14 protein-coding genes are annotated in these 15,675 nt (G+C 72.7%); 8 read left to right on the top strand and 6 right to left on the bottom strand.

Features of this window, described 5'->3' with window-relative positions:
* Window positions 1–46: 46 nt before the first annotated feature.
* The 6 genes from gyrB to dnaA form a co-directional block, all read right to left on the bottom strand.
* The gene (gene gyrB, locus ATL51_RS16500; protein ID WP_073573715.1) at window positions 47–2,113 is read right to left on the bottom strand and encodes a DNA topoisomerase (ATP-hydrolyzing) subunit B; all 2,067 of its coding nucleotides are present in this window, start codon (window positions 2,111–2,113) and stop codon (window positions 47–49) included.
* A 509-nt stretch (window positions 2,114–2,622) separates the two neighbouring features.
* On the bottom strand, window positions 2,623–3,339 hold the full coding sequence (locus tag ATL51_RS16495) for a DUF721 domain-containing protein (RefSeq protein WP_322789684.1): 717 nt from the start codon (window positions 3,337–3,339) through the stop codon (window positions 2,623–2,625).
* A gap of 57 nt (window positions 3,340–3,396) precedes the next feature.
* Window positions 3,397–4,584 (bottom strand): DNA replication/repair protein RecF, encoded by a 1,188-nt coding sequence (gene recF / locus ATL51_RS16490; RefSeq protein WP_100879106.1) that lies wholly within the window; start codon window positions 4,582–4,584, stop codon window positions 3,397–3,399.
* Between the two features lie 36 nt (window positions 4,585–4,620).
* Entirely contained in the window at window positions 4,621–5,565 is a 945-nt protein-coding gene (gene gnd, locus ATL51_RS16485; RefSeq protein ID WP_100879105.1) for a phosphogluconate dehydrogenase (NAD(+)-dependent, decarboxylating), read from the bottom strand.
* A 116-nt stretch (window positions 5,566–5,681) separates the two neighbouring features.
* Window positions 5,682–6,836 carry a DNA polymerase III subunit beta gene (dnaN, locus tag ATL51_RS16480; RefSeq protein WP_020628488.1) on the bottom strand — a complete coding sequence of 385 codons (1,155 nt, stop codon included), beginning with the start codon at window positions 6,834–6,836 and terminating at the stop codon, window positions 5,682–5,684.
* Window positions 6,837–7,878: 1,042 nt separating this feature from the next.
* A complete protein-coding gene (gene dnaA / locus ATL51_RS16475) occupies window positions 7,879–9,642 on the bottom strand; it encodes a chromosomal replication initiator protein DnaA (protein ID WP_100879104.1) in 1,764 nt (587 codons plus the stop codon).
* Window positions 9,643–10,149: 507 nt separating this feature from the next.
* Here dnaA and rpmH point away from each other — a divergent pair.
* The 8 genes from rpmH (at window position 10,150) to ATL51_RS16435 (ending at window position 15,549) form a co-directional block, all read left to right on the top strand.
* The gene (gene rpmH / locus ATL51_RS16470; protein ID WP_020622600.1) at window positions 10,150–10,287 is read left to right on the top strand and encodes a 50S ribosomal protein L34; all 138 of its coding nucleotides are present in this window, start codon (window positions 10,150–10,152) and stop codon (window positions 10,285–10,287) included.
* A gap of 27 nt (window positions 10,288–10,314) precedes the next feature.
* Window positions 10,315–10,701 (top strand): ribonuclease P protein component, encoded by a 387-nt coding sequence (gene rnpA, locus ATL51_RS16465; protein WP_100879103.1) that lies wholly within the window; start codon window positions 10,315–10,317, stop codon window positions 10,699–10,701.
* A gap of 41 nt (window positions 10,702–10,742) precedes the next feature.
* Window positions 10,743–11,108: a membrane protein insertion efficiency factor YidD gene (gene yidD / locus ATL51_RS16460; RefSeq protein WP_073573709.1), complete on the top strand. Its 366-nt coding sequence runs from the start codon at window positions 10,743–10,745 to the stop codon at window positions 11,106–11,108.
* 40 nt (window positions 11,109–11,148) lie between these two features.
* Window positions 11,149–12,294 carry a membrane protein insertase YidC gene (yidC, locus tag ATL51_RS16455; RefSeq protein WP_073573708.1) on the top strand — a complete coding sequence of 382 codons (1,146 nt, stop codon included), beginning with the start codon at window positions 11,149–11,151 and terminating at the stop codon, window positions 12,292–12,294.
* A gap of 155 nt (window positions 12,295–12,449) precedes the next feature.
* Window positions 12,450–12,941, top strand: coding sequence for a Jag family protein (locus ATL51_RS16450; protein ID WP_100880756.1), 492 nt, complete (start codon window positions 12,450–12,452; stop codon window positions 12,939–12,941).
* Window positions 12,938–13,612: a 16S rRNA (guanine(527)-N(7))-methyltransferase RsmG gene (gene rsmG / locus ATL51_RS16445; protein WP_062399027.1), complete on the top strand. Its 675-nt coding sequence runs from the start codon at window positions 12,938–12,940 to the stop codon at window positions 13,610–13,612. The genes ATL51_RS16450 and rsmG overlap by 4 nt, the downstream gene beginning before the upstream one ends.
* A gap of 70 nt (window positions 13,613–13,682) precedes the next feature.
* Window positions 13,683–14,576 carry a ParA family protein gene (locus tag ATL51_RS16440; protein ID WP_100879102.1) on the top strand — a complete coding sequence of 298 codons (894 nt, stop codon included), beginning with the start codon at window positions 13,683–13,685 and terminating at the stop codon, window positions 14,574–14,576.
* A 1-nt stretch (window position 14,577) separates the two neighbouring features.
* Window positions 14,578–15,549, top strand: coding sequence for a ParB/RepB/Spo0J family partition protein (locus ATL51_RS16435; RefSeq protein ID WP_100879101.1), 972 nt, complete (start codon window positions 14,578–14,580; stop codon window positions 15,547–15,549).
* The last annotated feature ends 126 nt before the right edge of the window (window positions 15,550–15,675 follow it).

Raw genomic sequence — 15,675 nt, 5'->3', positions numbered from 1 at the left:
GTCTCCTCGTGCGTGTTCATACGTGCGTCTGGATCAGATGTGTGGATCAGACGTCCAGGAAGCGCACGTCCTTGGCGTTGCGGGTGATGAAGGACCGGCGGGACTCGACGTCCTCACCCATCAGCACCGAGAACAGCTCGTCGGCGGTGGCGGCGTCGTCCAGGCTCACCTGCAGCAGCAGCCGGTTCGTCGGGTCCATCGTGGTCTCCCACAGCTCCTTGGCGTCCATCTCGCCGAGACCCTTGTAGCGCTGCACGCCCTGGTCCTTGGGGAGCTTCTTGCCCGCGGCCCGGCCGGCCTCGATCAGACCGTCGCGCTCGCGGTCGGAGTAGGCGTACTCCGGCTCGGCCCCGCGACCGGACCACTTGAGCTTGTACAGCGGCGGCTGCGCCAGGAACACGTGCCCGTTCTCGATCAGCGGGCGCATGAAGCGGAACAGCAGCGTGAGCAGCAGCGTCCGGATGTGCTGGCCGTCGACGTCGGCGTCGGCCATCAGCACCAGCTTGTGGTACCGCAGCTTGGCCAGGTCGAAGTCGTCGTGGATGCCGGTGCCCATCGCGGTGATGATCGACTGAACCTCGGTGTTCTTGAGGACGCGGTCGATCCGGGCCTTCTCGACGTTGATGATCTTGCCGCGGATCGGCAGGATCGCCTGGTGCATCGAGTCGCGGCCGGCCTTCGCCGAGCCGCCCGCGGAGTCACCCTCGACGATGTAGAGCTCGCAGCTCTCCGGGTCGCGCGAGCGGCAGTCCGACAGCTTGCCGGGCAGACCGCCGATGTCGCCGGCGCTCTTGCGCCGCACGAGCTCGCGGGCACGGCGCGCGGCCAGGCGGGCCTGGGCCGAGGAGACCGCCTTGGTGACGATCGTCTTCGCCTCGGTGGGGTTGCGCTCGAACCAGTCGGCCAGCCACTCGTTCGACACGCGCTGGACGAACGACTTGACCTCGGTGTTGCCGAGTTTGGTCTTGGTCTGGCCCTCGAACTGCGGCTCGGAGACCTTGACCGAGACGATCGCCGCGAGGCCCTCGCGGATGTCGTCGCCGGACAGCGCCGGGTCCTTCTCCTTGATGAGCTTCTTGTCGCGCGCGTACTTGTTGACCGTCGCGGTCAGCGCGTGGCGGAAGCCCTCCTCGTGGGTGCCGCCCTCGTGCGTGTTGATCGTGTTCGCGAAGGTGTAGACCGACTCGGAGTAGCCCGAGTTCCACTGCATCGCGACCTCGACCTGGTGGCCGGGGCCCTCGCCGGTGTAGCTGACGATCTTGCGGTGGATCGGGTCCTTCGACTTGTTCAGGTGCGCGACGAAGTCCTCCAGCCCGTTCGGGTAGTGGAAGACGTACTCCTTGGGCTTGGCCACGTAGCCCTCGGCGTCGGGCTCGGCGTCCGCGTCGATCTCCGGGACGGGCGCCTCGATCGGGTTGCCGTCGGAGTCGACCGCGTCGGACGACGGGACACCCGCCGGCTTCTCCGGCCGCCGCTCGTCGCGCAGGACCATCGTGAGGCCCTTGTTCAGGAACGTCTGCTCCTGCAGCCGGCGACGGATCGTCTCCAGCGTGTAGCTGGTCGTCTCGAAGATCTTCGGGTCGGCCCAGTAGGTGATCGTGGTGCCGGTGTCGGACTTCTTCGTGGTGCCGGCCTCGACGAGCTCGCCGGGCACGGCGTACTCGTAGTGCTGGCGCCAGATCTGGCCGTCGCGGCGGACCTCGACGTCGAGCGCGGTGGACAGCGCGTTCACGACCGAGACGCCGACACCGTGCAGACCACCGGACACGGCGTAGGACTTGTCGTCGAACTTCCCGCCGGCATGCAGGCTGGTGAGGACGACCTCGAGGGTCGGCTTCTTCTCCACCGGGTGCATCTCGACGGGGATGCCGCGGCCGTCGTCCTCGACGCGGATGCCGCCGTCGGACTGCAGGGTCACGACGACCTTCGTGGCGTGACCGGCCATCGCCTCGTCGACCGAGTTGTCCACCACCTCCCAGATCAGGTGGTGCAGACCCCGCTCACCGGTCGAGCCGATGTACATGCCGGGCCGCTTGCGGACCGCCTCCAGGCCCTTGAGGACCGTGATGGACGACGCGCCGTAGGCGTTGTTCGCTGCCTTGTCGGAAGCCACGGGTAGCTGCTTCTCCTCGCCACGTGAACCGCCCGCGCCACGCGCGCACCACCGGTGCGACGACGACGGAACGGTTCCACCGACCGGGCGCTCTGGTCATGTCTTGGGGAGCCACCCGGGAAACACCTGTCGATCCTACCCGTCGGGACCGACGGAAAGGCGGGAAGGACCCACCCAGAAGCGTCACAGACGGGCGAACGGCGTCCAGTGCGGGATCGAACGTGCCCCTGCGGGGTCGAGCGGACCGGCGGCCGTGTCATCCCGCGCTCACCGCCGACGAGAGGCACGGGGTCGGTGGGGTGCGGCTCCTCACCCGATCCGGCCCTCCACGGCCCCCGGGGCGACGTGACGCGCCCACAACGTGCACCCCGGCGCCCACCACCCGTTCGGCGGCACCCGCCCCCCTGCCCGGTGCCCCCAGGGGAACTTTCGTGGCTTAGAGCGCTACGAGGGTTCCCCTGGGAGCACGCCGGGGCGGTGCCCGGGCGGAGCGGGAGGCAGGGCGCGGGTCAGCCGTAGGTGTCGCGGGGGCCGCGGCCGCGGACGTGCCGCGGACCGTGCCGCCAGCTCGGCCCGCTCGGCCCGACGACCCGGATCCGGCGCACGACGTCCGGCCCGACCGCGGCGGCGAGCCGGGTCAGCAGCTGACGCTGCAGGGTCCGCAGCTGGGTGGCCCACGCCGTGGACTCGGCCTGCAGGGTCAGCTCGCCGTCGCGCAGCGAGACCGGTGTGCAGTGGTCGGCGACGTCCGGCCCGACCAGCTGCGGCCACCGGCCGAGGACGGTCGCGTCGGTCAGCCGGTTCGACCAGCCGCGGTCCACCGACACCCGCGACACCAGACGTCCGAACGGCTGCGGGTCCCGGTCGTCGGGCCCCGCCCCCGACCAGCGACGACGACGCCCCCGCCCGGAGACCACGCGCAGCTTGGGCCGGTCGGCCCGGGCCCGCTCCTCGGCCTTGCGGGCCGACGCCTCGCGGGCCGCGCGCAGCGCCTCGCGCGCGAGGTCGGCTCCGCGCAGGTTCGCGCGGTCGCCGGCGAGCAGGTCACCCTGCTCCCCCGGGACACCGCCGCCCGGGACGTCCCCGCCCGTGACCGCGTCGTGACCGGGACCGGTGTCGCGTCCGTCCCCAGGCTCGGCGCCGTCGGTGCCCGGGCCCCGGCGCCCTGTCCTCCGGTTTCCGGTTCCGGAACGGCGTCCGTCCCCCGGTGCTCCTGAGTTATCCACAGTATCCACAGCCTTGTCCCCAGAATGCCGTGACACGTTCGAGACCTGACGGGGCGATCACGCGGGCACCTCGCCGTCGCGGCTCACCGTCCGGTAGCCGACGGCGAACCGGACCCCGTCGAGCTCCGCGGGCACGTCCTCGGCCACCGCGGCGGTCACCAGGACCTGCTCCGCGCCGGCCACCAGGCCGGCCAGCGCACGGCGGCGGGCCGAGTCCAGCTCGGCGAAGACGTCGTCCAGCACGAGGACCGGCTCGACGTCGTCGGCGTGCAACAGGCGGTAGGACGCCAGCCGCAGCGCCAGCGCGAACGCCCAGGACTCGCCGTGGCTGGCGTAGCCCTTCGCCGGTCCCTCGCCCAGGGCGAGGTCCAGCTCGTCGCGGTGCGGGCCGACCAGGCAGACCCCGCGTTCGACCTCCTGGGACCGCACCTCGGCCAGCCGGTCGAGCAGCAGCGCCTCCAGGTCCCCGGTCGACGACGGCAGCTCCGCGACCCCGGCCGTCCCGAGGCTGGACCGGTAGTCCAGGCCGATCGGGTCCGACGACGGCGCGATCGCCGCGAACGCCTCGCGGGCGTAGGGCGCCAGCGCGACGACGAGCTCGCGCCGCCCGGCCAGCAGCGCCGCGCCGGAACGGGCGAGATGCCCGTCCCAGACCTCCAGCGTCGCCAGGTCGTCGGGCAGCTCCGGGTCCGCGGCCACCGGCGCCCGGGACCGGCCGCGGGCCCCGCGCAGTGCCGGTTTCGCGGACTTCAGCAGGGCCGAGCGCTGGCGCAGGACCTTGTCGTAGTCGGCGCGGACGCCGGCGTAGCGCGGGAACCGCGCGACGAGCAGCTCGTCGAGGAAACGCCGGCGCTCCGACGGGTCGCCCCGCACCAGGGCCAGGTCCTCCGGCGCGAACAGCACGCTGCGCAGGATCCCCAGGACGTCGCGCGGCCGCGAGACCGGTGAGCGGTTGACCCGCGCCCGGTTCTGCTTCCCGTTGTTGATCTCCAGCTCGACGCCGAGTTTCCGGCCGTGGTGGTGCACCTCGCCGCGGACGACGGCCTGCTCGGCCCCGCGCCGGATCAGCGGCGTGTCGGAGGAGACCCGGTGCGAGCCGAGGGTGGCGAGGTAGCCGATCCCCTCGACCAGGTTGGTCTTGCCGACGCCGTTGGACCCGACCAGCACGGTCACGCCGGGGTCGAGCTCCAGCTCGGCCTCCGGCCAGGACCGGAAGTCGGTGACCGAGAACCGCCTGAGGTACACCGCCTGGTCACCCTTCCCGTCCGGCTCGGCGCCGGGTCACTGCTGCGTCGAACCGCCGCCGGACGACGGTCCCGCCTTGTCGCCCGGGGCACCGGCCGGCCCGGACTTCTTCACCGCGTGCCCACCGAACTGCTGGCGCAGCGCGGCGACGGCCTTCATCGCGGGCGACTCGGCCTGCCGGGAGGAGAACCGGGCGAACAGCGCCGCGGAGATGACCGGCAGCGGCACCGCGTGCGCGATGGCCTCCTCGATGGTCCAGCGGCCCTCGCCGGAGTCGTCCACCCAGCCCTCGAGCTGGTCGAGACGGGGGTCCTCCTTGAGCGCGTCGACCAGCAGGTCGAGCAGCCAGGAACGGACGACGGTGCCGCGCGACCAGGCCTGGATCACCCCGGGCACGTCGGTGATCAGCTCGCTGGCCTCCATCAGCTCGAAGCCCTCGGCGTAGGCCTGCATGAGGCCGTACTCGATGCCGTTGTGGACCATCTTCGCGAAGTGGCCCGCGCCCACCGGCCCGGCGTGCGCGAACCCCTCCTCGCGCACGCCCTCGGGGCGCAGCGCGTCGAAGATCGGCATGGCGCGCTCGATGTGCTCGGGCTCGCCGCCCGCCATCAGGCCGTAGCCGTTGTCCTTGCCCCAGATCCCGCCGGAGACGCCGCAGTCGACGTAGCCGATGCCGTGCGCGTCGAGCAGCGCGGCGTTGGGCTGGTCGTCGGTGTAGCGGGAGTTGCCGCCGTCGATGACCAGGTCACCGGGCTCCAGCGTGGTCGCCAGCGTGGCGACGGTGTTCCGGGTCGGCTCGCCGGAGGGCACCATAACCCACACGACGCGCGGCGCGGCCAGCGCACCCGCGAGCTCTGTGAGCGAGGCCACGTCGCTGACATCCGGGCGGGGGTCGTAGCCGACCACCTCGTGCCCGGCGGCCCGCAGCCGCTCCCGCATGTTGCCGCCCATGCGGCCGAGTCCGATCATGCCGATCTGCACGGCAGTGGCCCCCTTCGCGTCCGTGCCGCCGGCATGCCCGCAGGGCACCGGTGGCCCTCGTCGATCACACCGCGGACGAGTCTTCCCCCTCGCCGGGACGCCCGCCCGGCGGGGGGTCAGCCGGGCAGCCGGACCGGCATCAGCAGGTGCAGGTAGCCGGACTTCTCCGGCGACGGAGCCTCGCCGGCGTCGTCGGTGGCGGGCTTGGGCACCGGGCGGACCAGCGCGGGCCGGTTCGGCGTGGTGAACGTCAGCTGGGCGCGGTCGGTGTGCAGCGCGCCGAGGGCGTCGAGCAGGTAGCCCGGGTTGAACGCGATCGTCAGCGGACTGCCGTCGAGCGCGCAGGGCAGCTCCTCCTCGGCGGACCCGACGTCGTCGCCGCCAGCGGCCAGGCGCAGCCCGTCCTCGCCGAACTCCATCCGGATCTGGGCGACCCGGTCCGCGACGAGCGAGACACGCTTGATCGCCTCGACCAGCAGCGCCACGTCGAGTTCGACCGCGGTGGTGTGCTCGGCCGGGATCAGCTGGCGGAAGCGGGGGAACTCGGCGTCGAGCAGCCGACTGGTGGAGCGGCGGCCGCCGCCGGTGAGCCCGAGCATCCCGTCCCCGGCCGACAGCGCGATCTCCACGGTGCCGGACCCGGCGAGGGTCTTGGCGACCTCGGCCAGGGTCTTGGCCGGGATCAGCACCGCGGTCGAGATCGAGGCGTCCTCCGGGGACCACTCGAGCTCGCGGACGGCGAGCCGGAACCGGTCGGTGGCCGCGAGCGTCAGCTGCGAGCCCTCGATCTCGAGCCGGATGCCGGTCAGCATCGGCAGCGTGTCGTCCCGCCCGGACGCGACGGCGACCTGGGCGACGGCGGCGGCGAGCGCGTCGGCGGCGACCGACCCGGCGCGCTGCGGCATGTCGGGCAGCTGCGGGTAGTCCTCGACCGGCATCGTCGGGAGGCTGAACCGGGAGTTGCCGCAGTTGATCGTGGCGCGGGAGCCGTCGACGGTCAGGTCGACCGGCTTGGACGGGAGCGCCCGGGTGATGTCGGCCAGCAGCCGCCCGGAGACGAGCGTGCGGCCCGGCTCCCCGACCGTCGCGTCGAGCTCGACGCGCGCCGAGGTCTCGTAGTCGAAGCCGGAGACGGTCAGCTTCTCGCCGGACTCGCCGTCGGACTGGATGAGGACCCCGCCGAGCACGGGCACCGGCGGACGAGCCGGGAGGCTGCGCGCCACCCAGGCGGCCGCGTCCGCGAGGACGTCGCGTTCGACCCGGAACTTCATCTGGAGACCTTCCCCGGTAGCGCCCGGCTCGGACCACGGCGCGGGGCCGGGTCGTCGACGGGACGGCGGTGCGGCGGCGGGCCGGTTCGTCCTCCGGGTCCGGCCGGCGCCGTGGCCCGGAGGGGCTGCGGAGCGGAGTGGCCGGAACGGGATCGGAAGCCGGGGTTCGCCGGGACGCTCACGGTAGAGCCTCGCCCCGACAGTTTCCACGCCACCCCGGTGCCCGTTCGGTGTCCCCGTCCGTGACCCCCGTCCGGGGGTCGGTCCACACAGGTGTTCTTGGGAAGAAGAGATAGAGAGAGACAAACAGTCGTAGTACTAAGTCCTGTGCACAGTGTGGATGGAGCGCATCCCCGCTGGTCAGCAGGCCGCGTCGGCTGGGGATGCGGCGGTGGGGGCACCCGTTGACAGGTCGGCGGAGCGGTGGACCGACGGCGTCGACCCCCATCCGTCCCCGGTTCATCCCGGGTTCACCACAGAGTTGTCCACGGATCGCGGGCGATCCGTCCACGGGGCTGCGACGATCCATCCACAGAGTTGTCCCCAGATGTGGGTGGAAACGTGGTGGATCGTGGACCCAGGGTGATGGCGGGCACACGCCGTTCGGCACTCCCGCGTTGCACGATGAACCCACAGACGTCCCACCCGTCACAGGAATGTCGACGGAGCGTCACCGGCGGGTGAGCGCAAGCGATCACCGGGACGAGTGGTGAAGCGCCGAGTGCCCACTACCGGACGACGAACGGGAGCGGTGGGACCGACACGCGGGTGACGCCACGCCGGACCCGATCGGCACCACGCCGGACGGTCCCGGTGTCCCGGGCGTCCGCGGCGGCGGGGGTGCCGATCACCCGGGGACGGCCCGCAACGCGCCGCAGCGGCGATCTGGGGGCCGTGGCCCCTGTGGGTTGCACGGGATCGGTCCCGGTGCGCGCGGTGACCGCCGAGAACGCGTCCTGCCTGGTCACGGTGGGGCCTGCCGGAGCTGTGGAGAAGCGGTGCGACCGGTGGACAACCCGCCTCGGCGGGCCACCGACGAAGGTCAGTGCCGGGCGCGCAGCTTGATCCGCGCGGTCAGCTCCTGCACCTGTTCGAAGGTCTTCCGCCGGAGCGAGATCTCGTTGCGGATCTTCTTGTCGGCGTGCATGACGGTCGTGTGGTCCCGGCCGCCGAAGGTCTGCCCGATGCGCGGCAGCGACAGGTCGGTCAGCTCGCGGCACAGGTACATGGCGATCTGGCGGGCCTGGGCGAGCGCCTTCGTCTTGCCGGGCCCGGACAGCTCGTCGAGCGTGAGGCCGAAGAACTCGGCGGTGACCGCCATGATCGTCGGCGCGGTGATCTCCGAGGCCGCGGAGTCCGGGATCAGGTCGCGCAGCACGATCTCGGCGAGCTGGGTGTCGACGGCCTGACGGTTCAGCGACGCGAACGCCGTGACCCGGATCAGCGCGCCCTCGAGCTCGCGGATGTTGCGCTCGATCCGCTCCGCGATGAACTCCAGGACCTCACCGGGGACGGCGAGCCGGTCCTGCGCGGCCTTCTTCCGCAGGATCGCGATCCGCGTCTCCAGCTCGGGCGGCTGGATGTCGGTGATCAGACCCCACTCGAACCGCGTGCGCATCCGGTCCTCGAGGGTCTCGAGGCGCTTGGGCGGCCGGTCGGAGGAGACGACGATCTGCTTGTTCGCGTTGTGGAGGGTGTTGAAGGTGTGGAAGAACTCCTCCTGCGTCCCCTCCTTGCCCTCCAGGAACTGGATGTCGTCGACCAGCAGCACGTCGACGTCCCGGTAGCGGCGCTGGAAGGCGACCTTGCGGTCGTCGCGCAGGGAGTTGATGAAGTCGTTCGTGAACTCCTCGGTACTGACGTACCGGACCCGCATCCCGGGGAACAGCCGCTGGGCGTAGTGCCCGACGGCGTGCAGCAGGTGGGTCTTGCCCAGCCCGGACTCGCCCCAGATGAACAGCGGGTTGTACGCCCGCGCCGGCGCCTCGGCCACCGCGACCGCGGCGGCGTGGCTGAACCGGTTCGAGGCACCGATGACGAAGGTGTCGAAGGTGTAGCGCTCGTTGAGCCGGGTCTGCGACCGCGGCGCGACCGGGTCGCCCGCCTGCGGCGCGGTGTAGGCCGGCCACGAGGTCTGGCCCTCGCGCGGGCCCGGCTCCGGGCGCCCGGTGGGCTGCGGCGCCCACCCCCCGGACGACGACGGCGCCGGCTCGGCCGACCAGCCGCGGTCGATGCCCGACGGGCCGGCGTCGTCGCGGCGGGCCCCGTCGGCGACGCCGTTGCCGTACCCGCCGTCGACGCCCGCCTGCGGCCCGGTGTCCGGGCCGGTGCCGTCGGCGGGGGCGTGCTCGCGCGCGGGGCGGTAGTGTGCGGGACGGGTGCCGTGGTCCCCGTCGGCCGACGCGGCCGGGTCGTCGCCGGCCCGGTCACCGGTGCCGGTGTCGCGGACGCTGTCCCCCGCGGTGACGCCGCGGTGCATGCCGAACCCGGGCGGGTCGGGGACCTCGGTGCCGCCGGACGCCGCGGAGGCGTCGACGACGACGGCGAGGTTGACCGCGACACCGAGGTGGCGGCCGAGGGCGTCGCTGATCGGCCTGCGCAGGATCCGCTCGATGGCGTCCTTCGCGAACTCGCTCGGCGCGGCGAGCAGTGCGGTGCCGTCGAGCAGGCCGAGGGGACGGGTCAGGCGCAGGAACGCGCGCTGCTGCGGGGAGAGGGCGGGTGTGCCGGACTCGGCCGACGCGCCGGAGAGATCGGCGATGACCCGGTTCCAGACCGCGCCGAGATCGCCCGGCTGGTCGGTCATCCGCGTTTCCCCCTCCCGATCGACCGCCGCCGGCGGTCTGCTCCCCCCGGAGCACTGGCGATGAGCCGTCCGGACACGAGGACTCGGCCTCGGGGGCGATGTATCCCCAGAGTTGTCCACACTTGTGCGTAAAGGTACGCAGCAGGTCCCGGCCGACGCGCATCGGGGCACCGGCCGTCGGTCGTGTGGAGGTCTCGGTCGGGGTGCGGGCGGTCGTTACTCCCGCGCCGGTCCCGGGCGGGGTCGGCGACGCTAGCAGCAGCCGTCGTGGCGGGCGTCCGGCGGGGTCGCGGCGCCCGGTGGGGGCGGTTTGACCCCCTCGAAACGCGCTGCGTACCCTTGACGACCGGACACCTGGTCGGATGGGCGTGTCGCGCCCGTCGAACGCGGCTCCCCGCATCTGTCGTTGTGGAGCGTCGTGTGGCCGGTGGCCCGCGAACCCGAGCCAGTGACCGTAGACATCTCGGCGTCGCAGGACGCCTGCGAACCGCCGACCAGGAGCCGACCGTGAGCAAGCGTACTTTCCAGCCGAACAACCGCCGCCGGGCCAAGACGCACGGCTTCCGGCTGCGCATGCGCACCCGCGCCGGCCGCGCGATCCTCGCCGCGCGCCGTCGCAAGGGGCGCGGCAACCTCTCGGCCTGACGGCCGGCGCCCCCACCGGCCCGCGCCGTGCTGCCGGCACACGCCCGGCTCACCCGCCGGCCCGAGTTCGCCTCGACGATCAGGCGCGGACGACGTGCCGGCCGGTCGAGGCTGGTGGTGCATCTCGACCTGACCCGCCCCGGCGGCGTGCCCGAGCACGCCTCGCCGAGGGCGGGTTTCGTCGTGAGCAAGGCCGTCGGCAACGCCGTGGCCCGGCACCGGGTCTCCCGGCGGCTGCGCCATCTGGTCGCGGACCGTCTGGCGGCGCTGCCCGCCGGCGCGGCACTCGTCGTCCGTGCGTTGCCGCCCGCCGGTGACGCCTCGTCCGCCGAGCTGGCGGCCGACCTCGACTCCGCACTGCGCGCGGCGCAGCGGCCGCGCCGTCCGCGCCCGGCCGCGGACGGCCCGCGATGAGCACGACACACGACGCGGCCCCGACGGGTGAGGAGGCTCCGATGGACGACGGAGAGCTCCCCGGCGCACGGCCCGGTGTCGGCGCGCGGGCCGCGATGGCCGCGGTGCGCTGGTACCAGGTGTGGATCTCCCCGAACCTGATGCCGAGCTGCCGGTTCCACCCGAGCTGCAGCGCGTACTCGGTCGAGGCGTTCCGCGAGCACGGCTTCGTGCGCGGTCTCGGCCTCACCGTGTGGCGGTTGCTGAAGTGTGCCCCGTGGCACCCTGGCGGGTGGGATCCGGTGCCGCCGCGCCGGCGGCGCAGCGACGGGGTCCCGCGCAGCGGCACCGAACCCGATCCCGGGCCGGAGCAGACGTCCACCGACCCGCCCCGGACCGAAGGCCTCTCACGCGGTACGGACCGCTGACCCGCGGGCCCCGCCCGAGACCACGAGGAGCAACGCAGCAGTGCTGGACTTCATCTACTACCCCGTCAGCTGGATCATGTGGGTCTGGCACAAGGTCTTCGGCTTCGTCCTGGGCGACGACAACGGGTTCGCCTGGGCGCTGTCGGTCGTCTTCCTCGTCTTCACGCTGCGCGTCATCCTCTACAAGCCGTTCGTCGTGCAGGTCCGCTCCATGCGCAAGATGCAGGAGATGGCCCCGGAGATGCAGAAGCTCCGGAAGAAGTACGCGAACGACCGCCAGAAGCTCGCCACGGAGATGCAGAAGCTCCAGCAGCAGAACGGCGCCAACCCGCTCATGGGCTGTTTGCCGATCCTGGTGCAGATCCCGGTGTTCATCGGTCTGTTCCACGTGCTGCGCGAGTTCAAGCCGGGCAAGACGGAGAACTACGTCTTCAACGCGGCCGAGAACGCCTCGTTCGTCGACTCGAGCCTGTTCGGCGCGAAGCTGGGCTCGGCCGTCTGGCCGCTGCAGAACACCGCGTCCGTCGCCGAGCTCGGTGGCAACCTGGTCTCGCAGTGGATCGTGATGATCCCGCTGATGATCGCGGCCGGCATCTTCACCCACATCACCGCGCGCCACTCGGTCGCCCGCCAGCAGGCGCAGATCGCCGCCGGCACCGTCGCGGCGAACCCGCAGGCCGAGATCATGCAGAAGCTGATGCTCTACGTGTTCCCGATCGGTGTCGTCGTCGGTGCGCCGTTCCTGCCGCTCGCGGTTCTCTTCTACTGGGTCGCCAACAACCTGTGGACCCTCGGCCAGCAGTACGTCGTCTACCGCAAGATCGACGCCGAGGAGTCGGACAAGGCCGAGAAGGCCACCGAGTCCGCCAAGGCCCGCGCCCCCCGCCCCGGCCAGAAGCCGCTCCGCGACGCCCGTCTCGGCTCCGCCGAGGACGTCCGCGAGATCGCCGACGAGCCGATCCAGCCGGCCGAGGAGGAGGCTGCCGAGGCGGCGTCCGAGACCCGCGCCACCGGATCCGACGGTGCCTCCGCCGACACCGGCACGTCCCCCGGCGGGCAGCGCAACGGCACGGCCCGCAACGGGAACGGCAACGGTTCCGGTAACGGCAACGGCCAGAAGAAACCCGGGGCGAAGCCGGTGCAGAAGCGTCCGGGGGCGAAGGCCCGGCGGGGCAAGCGTCGCTGACCGTCCCACCGCACCACCCCGACAGACCCCGGCGCGCCCCGCCGGCCCCGGCGGACCCCACCGCCGCGCGGGCCCGGGCGCGACGGACCGCGAACCGTTGACGAGAGGAGTTGCGCGTGCCCACCACCGCCAAGGAGCCCGCCGAGGGGCCGGACGTGCAGGACAAGCCGTCCGGCGAGAGCCTGCTGATCCAGGAGGGCGACGTCGCAGGTGACTACCTGGAGCGCCTGCTGGACATCCTCGACTACGACGGCGACATCGACCTCGATGTCGAGGGCGGCCGCGCCATCGTCAGCATCGAGGGCGCCGAGGACGACGCCGACCTGCAGAAGCTCGTCGGCGACAAGGGGTCGGTGCTGGAGAGCCTGCAGGAGCTGGCCCGCCTGGCCGTCCAGCAGCAGCTGGGCAGCCGCAGCCGGCTGATGCTCGACATCGCGGGCTGGCGGCGGCACCGCCGCGACGAGCTCACCGAGCTCGGCCTGGAGACCGCCCAGGAGGTCAAGACCAGCGGCGAGTCCGCCCGGCTGCGACCGATGACGCCGTTCGAGCGCAAGGTCGTGCACGACGCCGTCGCCACCGTGAAGGGCGTCGTCTCCGAGAGCGAGGGCGAGGAGCCGCGTCGCCAGGTCGTGGTCCACAAGAAGTGACCACCTCCCCCATCCCGACCCCGGAGGTCGCGGAGAAGGTCTTCGGCGACCGGACCGGGCTGGCCGTCCGCTACGTCGAGCACCTCGCGACCTCCGGGATCGAGCGCGGGCTGATCGGCCCGCGCGAGCGGGACCGGCTGTGGGACCGGCACGTGCTGAACTGTGCGGTCCTCGGTGAGGTCGTGCCCGCCGACGCCCGGGTCGCCGACGTCGGCTCCGGTGCCGGGCTCCCCGGGATCCCGCTCGCCCTGGCCCGGCCGGACCTGCGGATCGTGCTGATCGAGCCGCTGGCCCGCCGGGTGGAGTGGCTGGACGAGGTGCTGGGCGACCTCGGCCTGGACATCGTCGTCGAACGGGGGCGTGCCGAGGAAAAGCCCGTTCTGCGACGATGGGAGGGGGCCGACGTCGTCACCGCCCGGGCCGTCGGACCGCTGGCCCGGCTCGCGGGCATCTGCCTGCCGCTGCTGCGGCAGGGGGGTGCGATGCTGGTGCTGAAGGGCGCCTCCGCCCCGGACGAGATCGCCCGCGACGCCGCAGCGGTCCGTGCGCTCGGAGGGGGCGAGCCCCGGATCCACGAGACCGGAGCCGGTGTGGTCGATCCGCTGACCACGGTGGTCGAGATCCCGCGGACCGGCGCGCCCCGCCGCAACCGGAGGAAGGAACGGCGATGATGGGTGCCGGAGCGCCGTTTCACGTGAAACACCGACCGGGCACGAACCGTCCAGGAAGCGAGGGTCGCGCATGAGTGCCGGATGGACCCCCATCGCGGACGAGGCCGAGCGGGCCGCACGCGTCCTGCACCCCGACCGGCACGGCATGCCCCGCCCGGCCGCGCGCCGTGTCATGGGCGTCGCGAACCAGAAGGGCGGGGTCGGGAAGACGACCAGCACGGTCAACCTCGCCGCGGGCCTGGCCCTGCACGGCATCCGGGTGCTGGTGATCGACCTCGACCCGCAGGGCAACGCGTCCACCGCACTCGGCGTCGAGCACCGCACCGGCACGCCGTCGGTGTACGAGGTGATGCTCGGCGAGATCCCCCTCGAGGAGGCGGTCGCGGTCAGCACCGCGTCGCCGAACCTGCTCTGCCTGCCCGCCACGATCGACCTGGCCGGCGCCGAGATCGAGCTCGTCAGCATGGTCGCCCGGGAGTCCCGGCTGGCCCAGGCGCTGAACGACGAGACGCTGTCCCGGCTCGACGTCGACTACGTGCTCATCGACTGCCCGCCGTCGCTGGGGCTGCTGACGGTCAACGCGCTCGTCGCGGCGTCCGAGGTGCTCATCCCGATCCAGTGCGAGTACTACGCGCTGGAGGGGCTCGGGCAGCTGCTGTCCAACATCGACCTCGTCCGGTCGCACCTGAACACCTCGCTGCACGTGTCGACCATCCTGCTGACCATGTACGACGGCCGCACCAAGCTCGCCGACCAGGTCACCTCCGAGGTCCGCCAGCACTTCGGCCCGACGGCACTGCGCACGGTCATCCCGCGCAGCGTGAAGGTCTCCGAGGCCCCCGGCTACAGCCAGACCGTGCTCGCCTACGACCCCGGCTCCCGCGGCGCGATGAGCTACATCGACGCGGCCCGGGAGATCGCCGAGCACGGGGCGAGCGGCGCCTACCGCCCGGACGGTCGCTGAGATGGCCGAGCGCAAGGGTGGACTGGGCCGCGGTCTCGCCGCGCTCATCCCCACCGGCCCGTCGGAGTCCGGTGACCGGCCCGGGAACAGCGGGCCCGGCGCACCCCTGCACCGCCCGGCCCCGGCCGTCCGGCGCGACGACCACGAGCCCGAGACCCCGGTCGTCGACGGCGGCGCGGAGTACCGCGAGATCCCGCTGCGGCGGATCGTGCCCAACCCCAAGCAGCCGCGGACCCAGTTCGACGACGACCAGCTCGCCGAGCTGGAGCACTCGATCCGTGAGTTCGGGCTGCTGCAGCCGATCGTGGTCCGCCGGGCCGGTGTCGACTACGAGCTGATCATGGGCGAGCGCCGGTGGCGTGCGGCCCAGCGCGCCGGGCTGGAGACGCTGCCCGCGATCGTCCGGCACACCGCCGACGACGTGATGCTCCGCGACGCGCTCCTGGAGAACATCCACCGCGTCCAGCTCAACCCCCTCGAGGAGGCGGCCGCCTACGAGCAGCTGCTCGCCGAGTTCGGCGTCACCCACTCCGAGCTCGCCGACCGGCTCGGCCGCAGCCGGCCCGTCGTCACCAACATGATCCGGCTGCTGAAGCTGCCGGTGTCGGTGCAGCGCCGGGTCGCCGCCGGCGTGCTGTCGGCCGGGCACGCGCGCGCCCTGCTCGGTCTCGAGGACGCCGGGCAACAGGAGGATCTCGCCACCCGCATCGTCGCGGAGGGCATGTCGGTCCGCGCGACCGAGGAGGCCGTCGTGCTGGCGCGGCACTCGGGACCTCCGCAGGAACGCCGGGTCCGCCGTCGCGGCGATCAGCGCCCGGAGTTCGTCGAGCGCGCCGACCGGCTGGCCGACATGTTCGACACCCGCGTGAAGGTCGAGATGGGTCAGCGCAAGGGCCGCATCGTGGTCGAGTTCGGATCGGTGGAGGACCTCGACCGGATCACCGGGCTGATGGGGATCAGCGAGCGCGACTGACCGGACACCACTCCCCTTCCCCGACGGCCGTCGTCCCCGTGGACGGCGGCCGTCGGTCTGTCCGGGCGTGGGGGTGGCGGCGTGATGTGGCGCGCTGGACGGCTTCTGAGGGCGCCCTCAGACGGC

Source organism: Pseudonocardia alni, assembly GCF_002813375.1.
Taxonomy (GTDB): Bacteria; Actinomycetota; Actinomycetes; order Mycobacteriales; family Pseudonocardiaceae; genus Pseudonocardia; species Pseudonocardia alni.
Note: the sequence above shows the minus strand (reverse complement) of the source record. Positions and strands in the feature narration are given on the sequence as shown.

What these genes read in the sequence shown, in the direction of transcription:
- dnaA (WP_100879104.1), bottom strand. Translation starts at nt 9,642, where the DNA reads ATGACCGACCAGCCGGGCGATCTCGGCGCGGTCTGGAACCGGGTCATC.
- ATL51_RS16440 (WP_100879102.1), top strand. Translation starts at nt 13,683, where the DNA reads ATGAGTGCCGGATGGACCCCCATCGCGGACGAGGCCGAGCGGGCCGCA.
- ATL51_RS16435 (WP_100879101.1), top strand. Translation starts at nt 14,578, where the DNA reads ATGGCCGAGCGCAAGGGTGGACTGGGCCGCGGTCTCGCCGCGCTCATC.
- dnaN (WP_020628488.1), bottom strand. Translation starts at nt 6,836, where the DNA reads ATGAAGTTCCGGGTCGAACGCGACGTCCTCGCGGACGCGGCCGCCTGG.
- yidD (WP_073573709.1), top strand. Translation starts at nt 10,743, where the DNA reads ATGGACGACGGAGAGCTCCCCGGCGCACGGCCCGGTGTCGGCGCGCGG.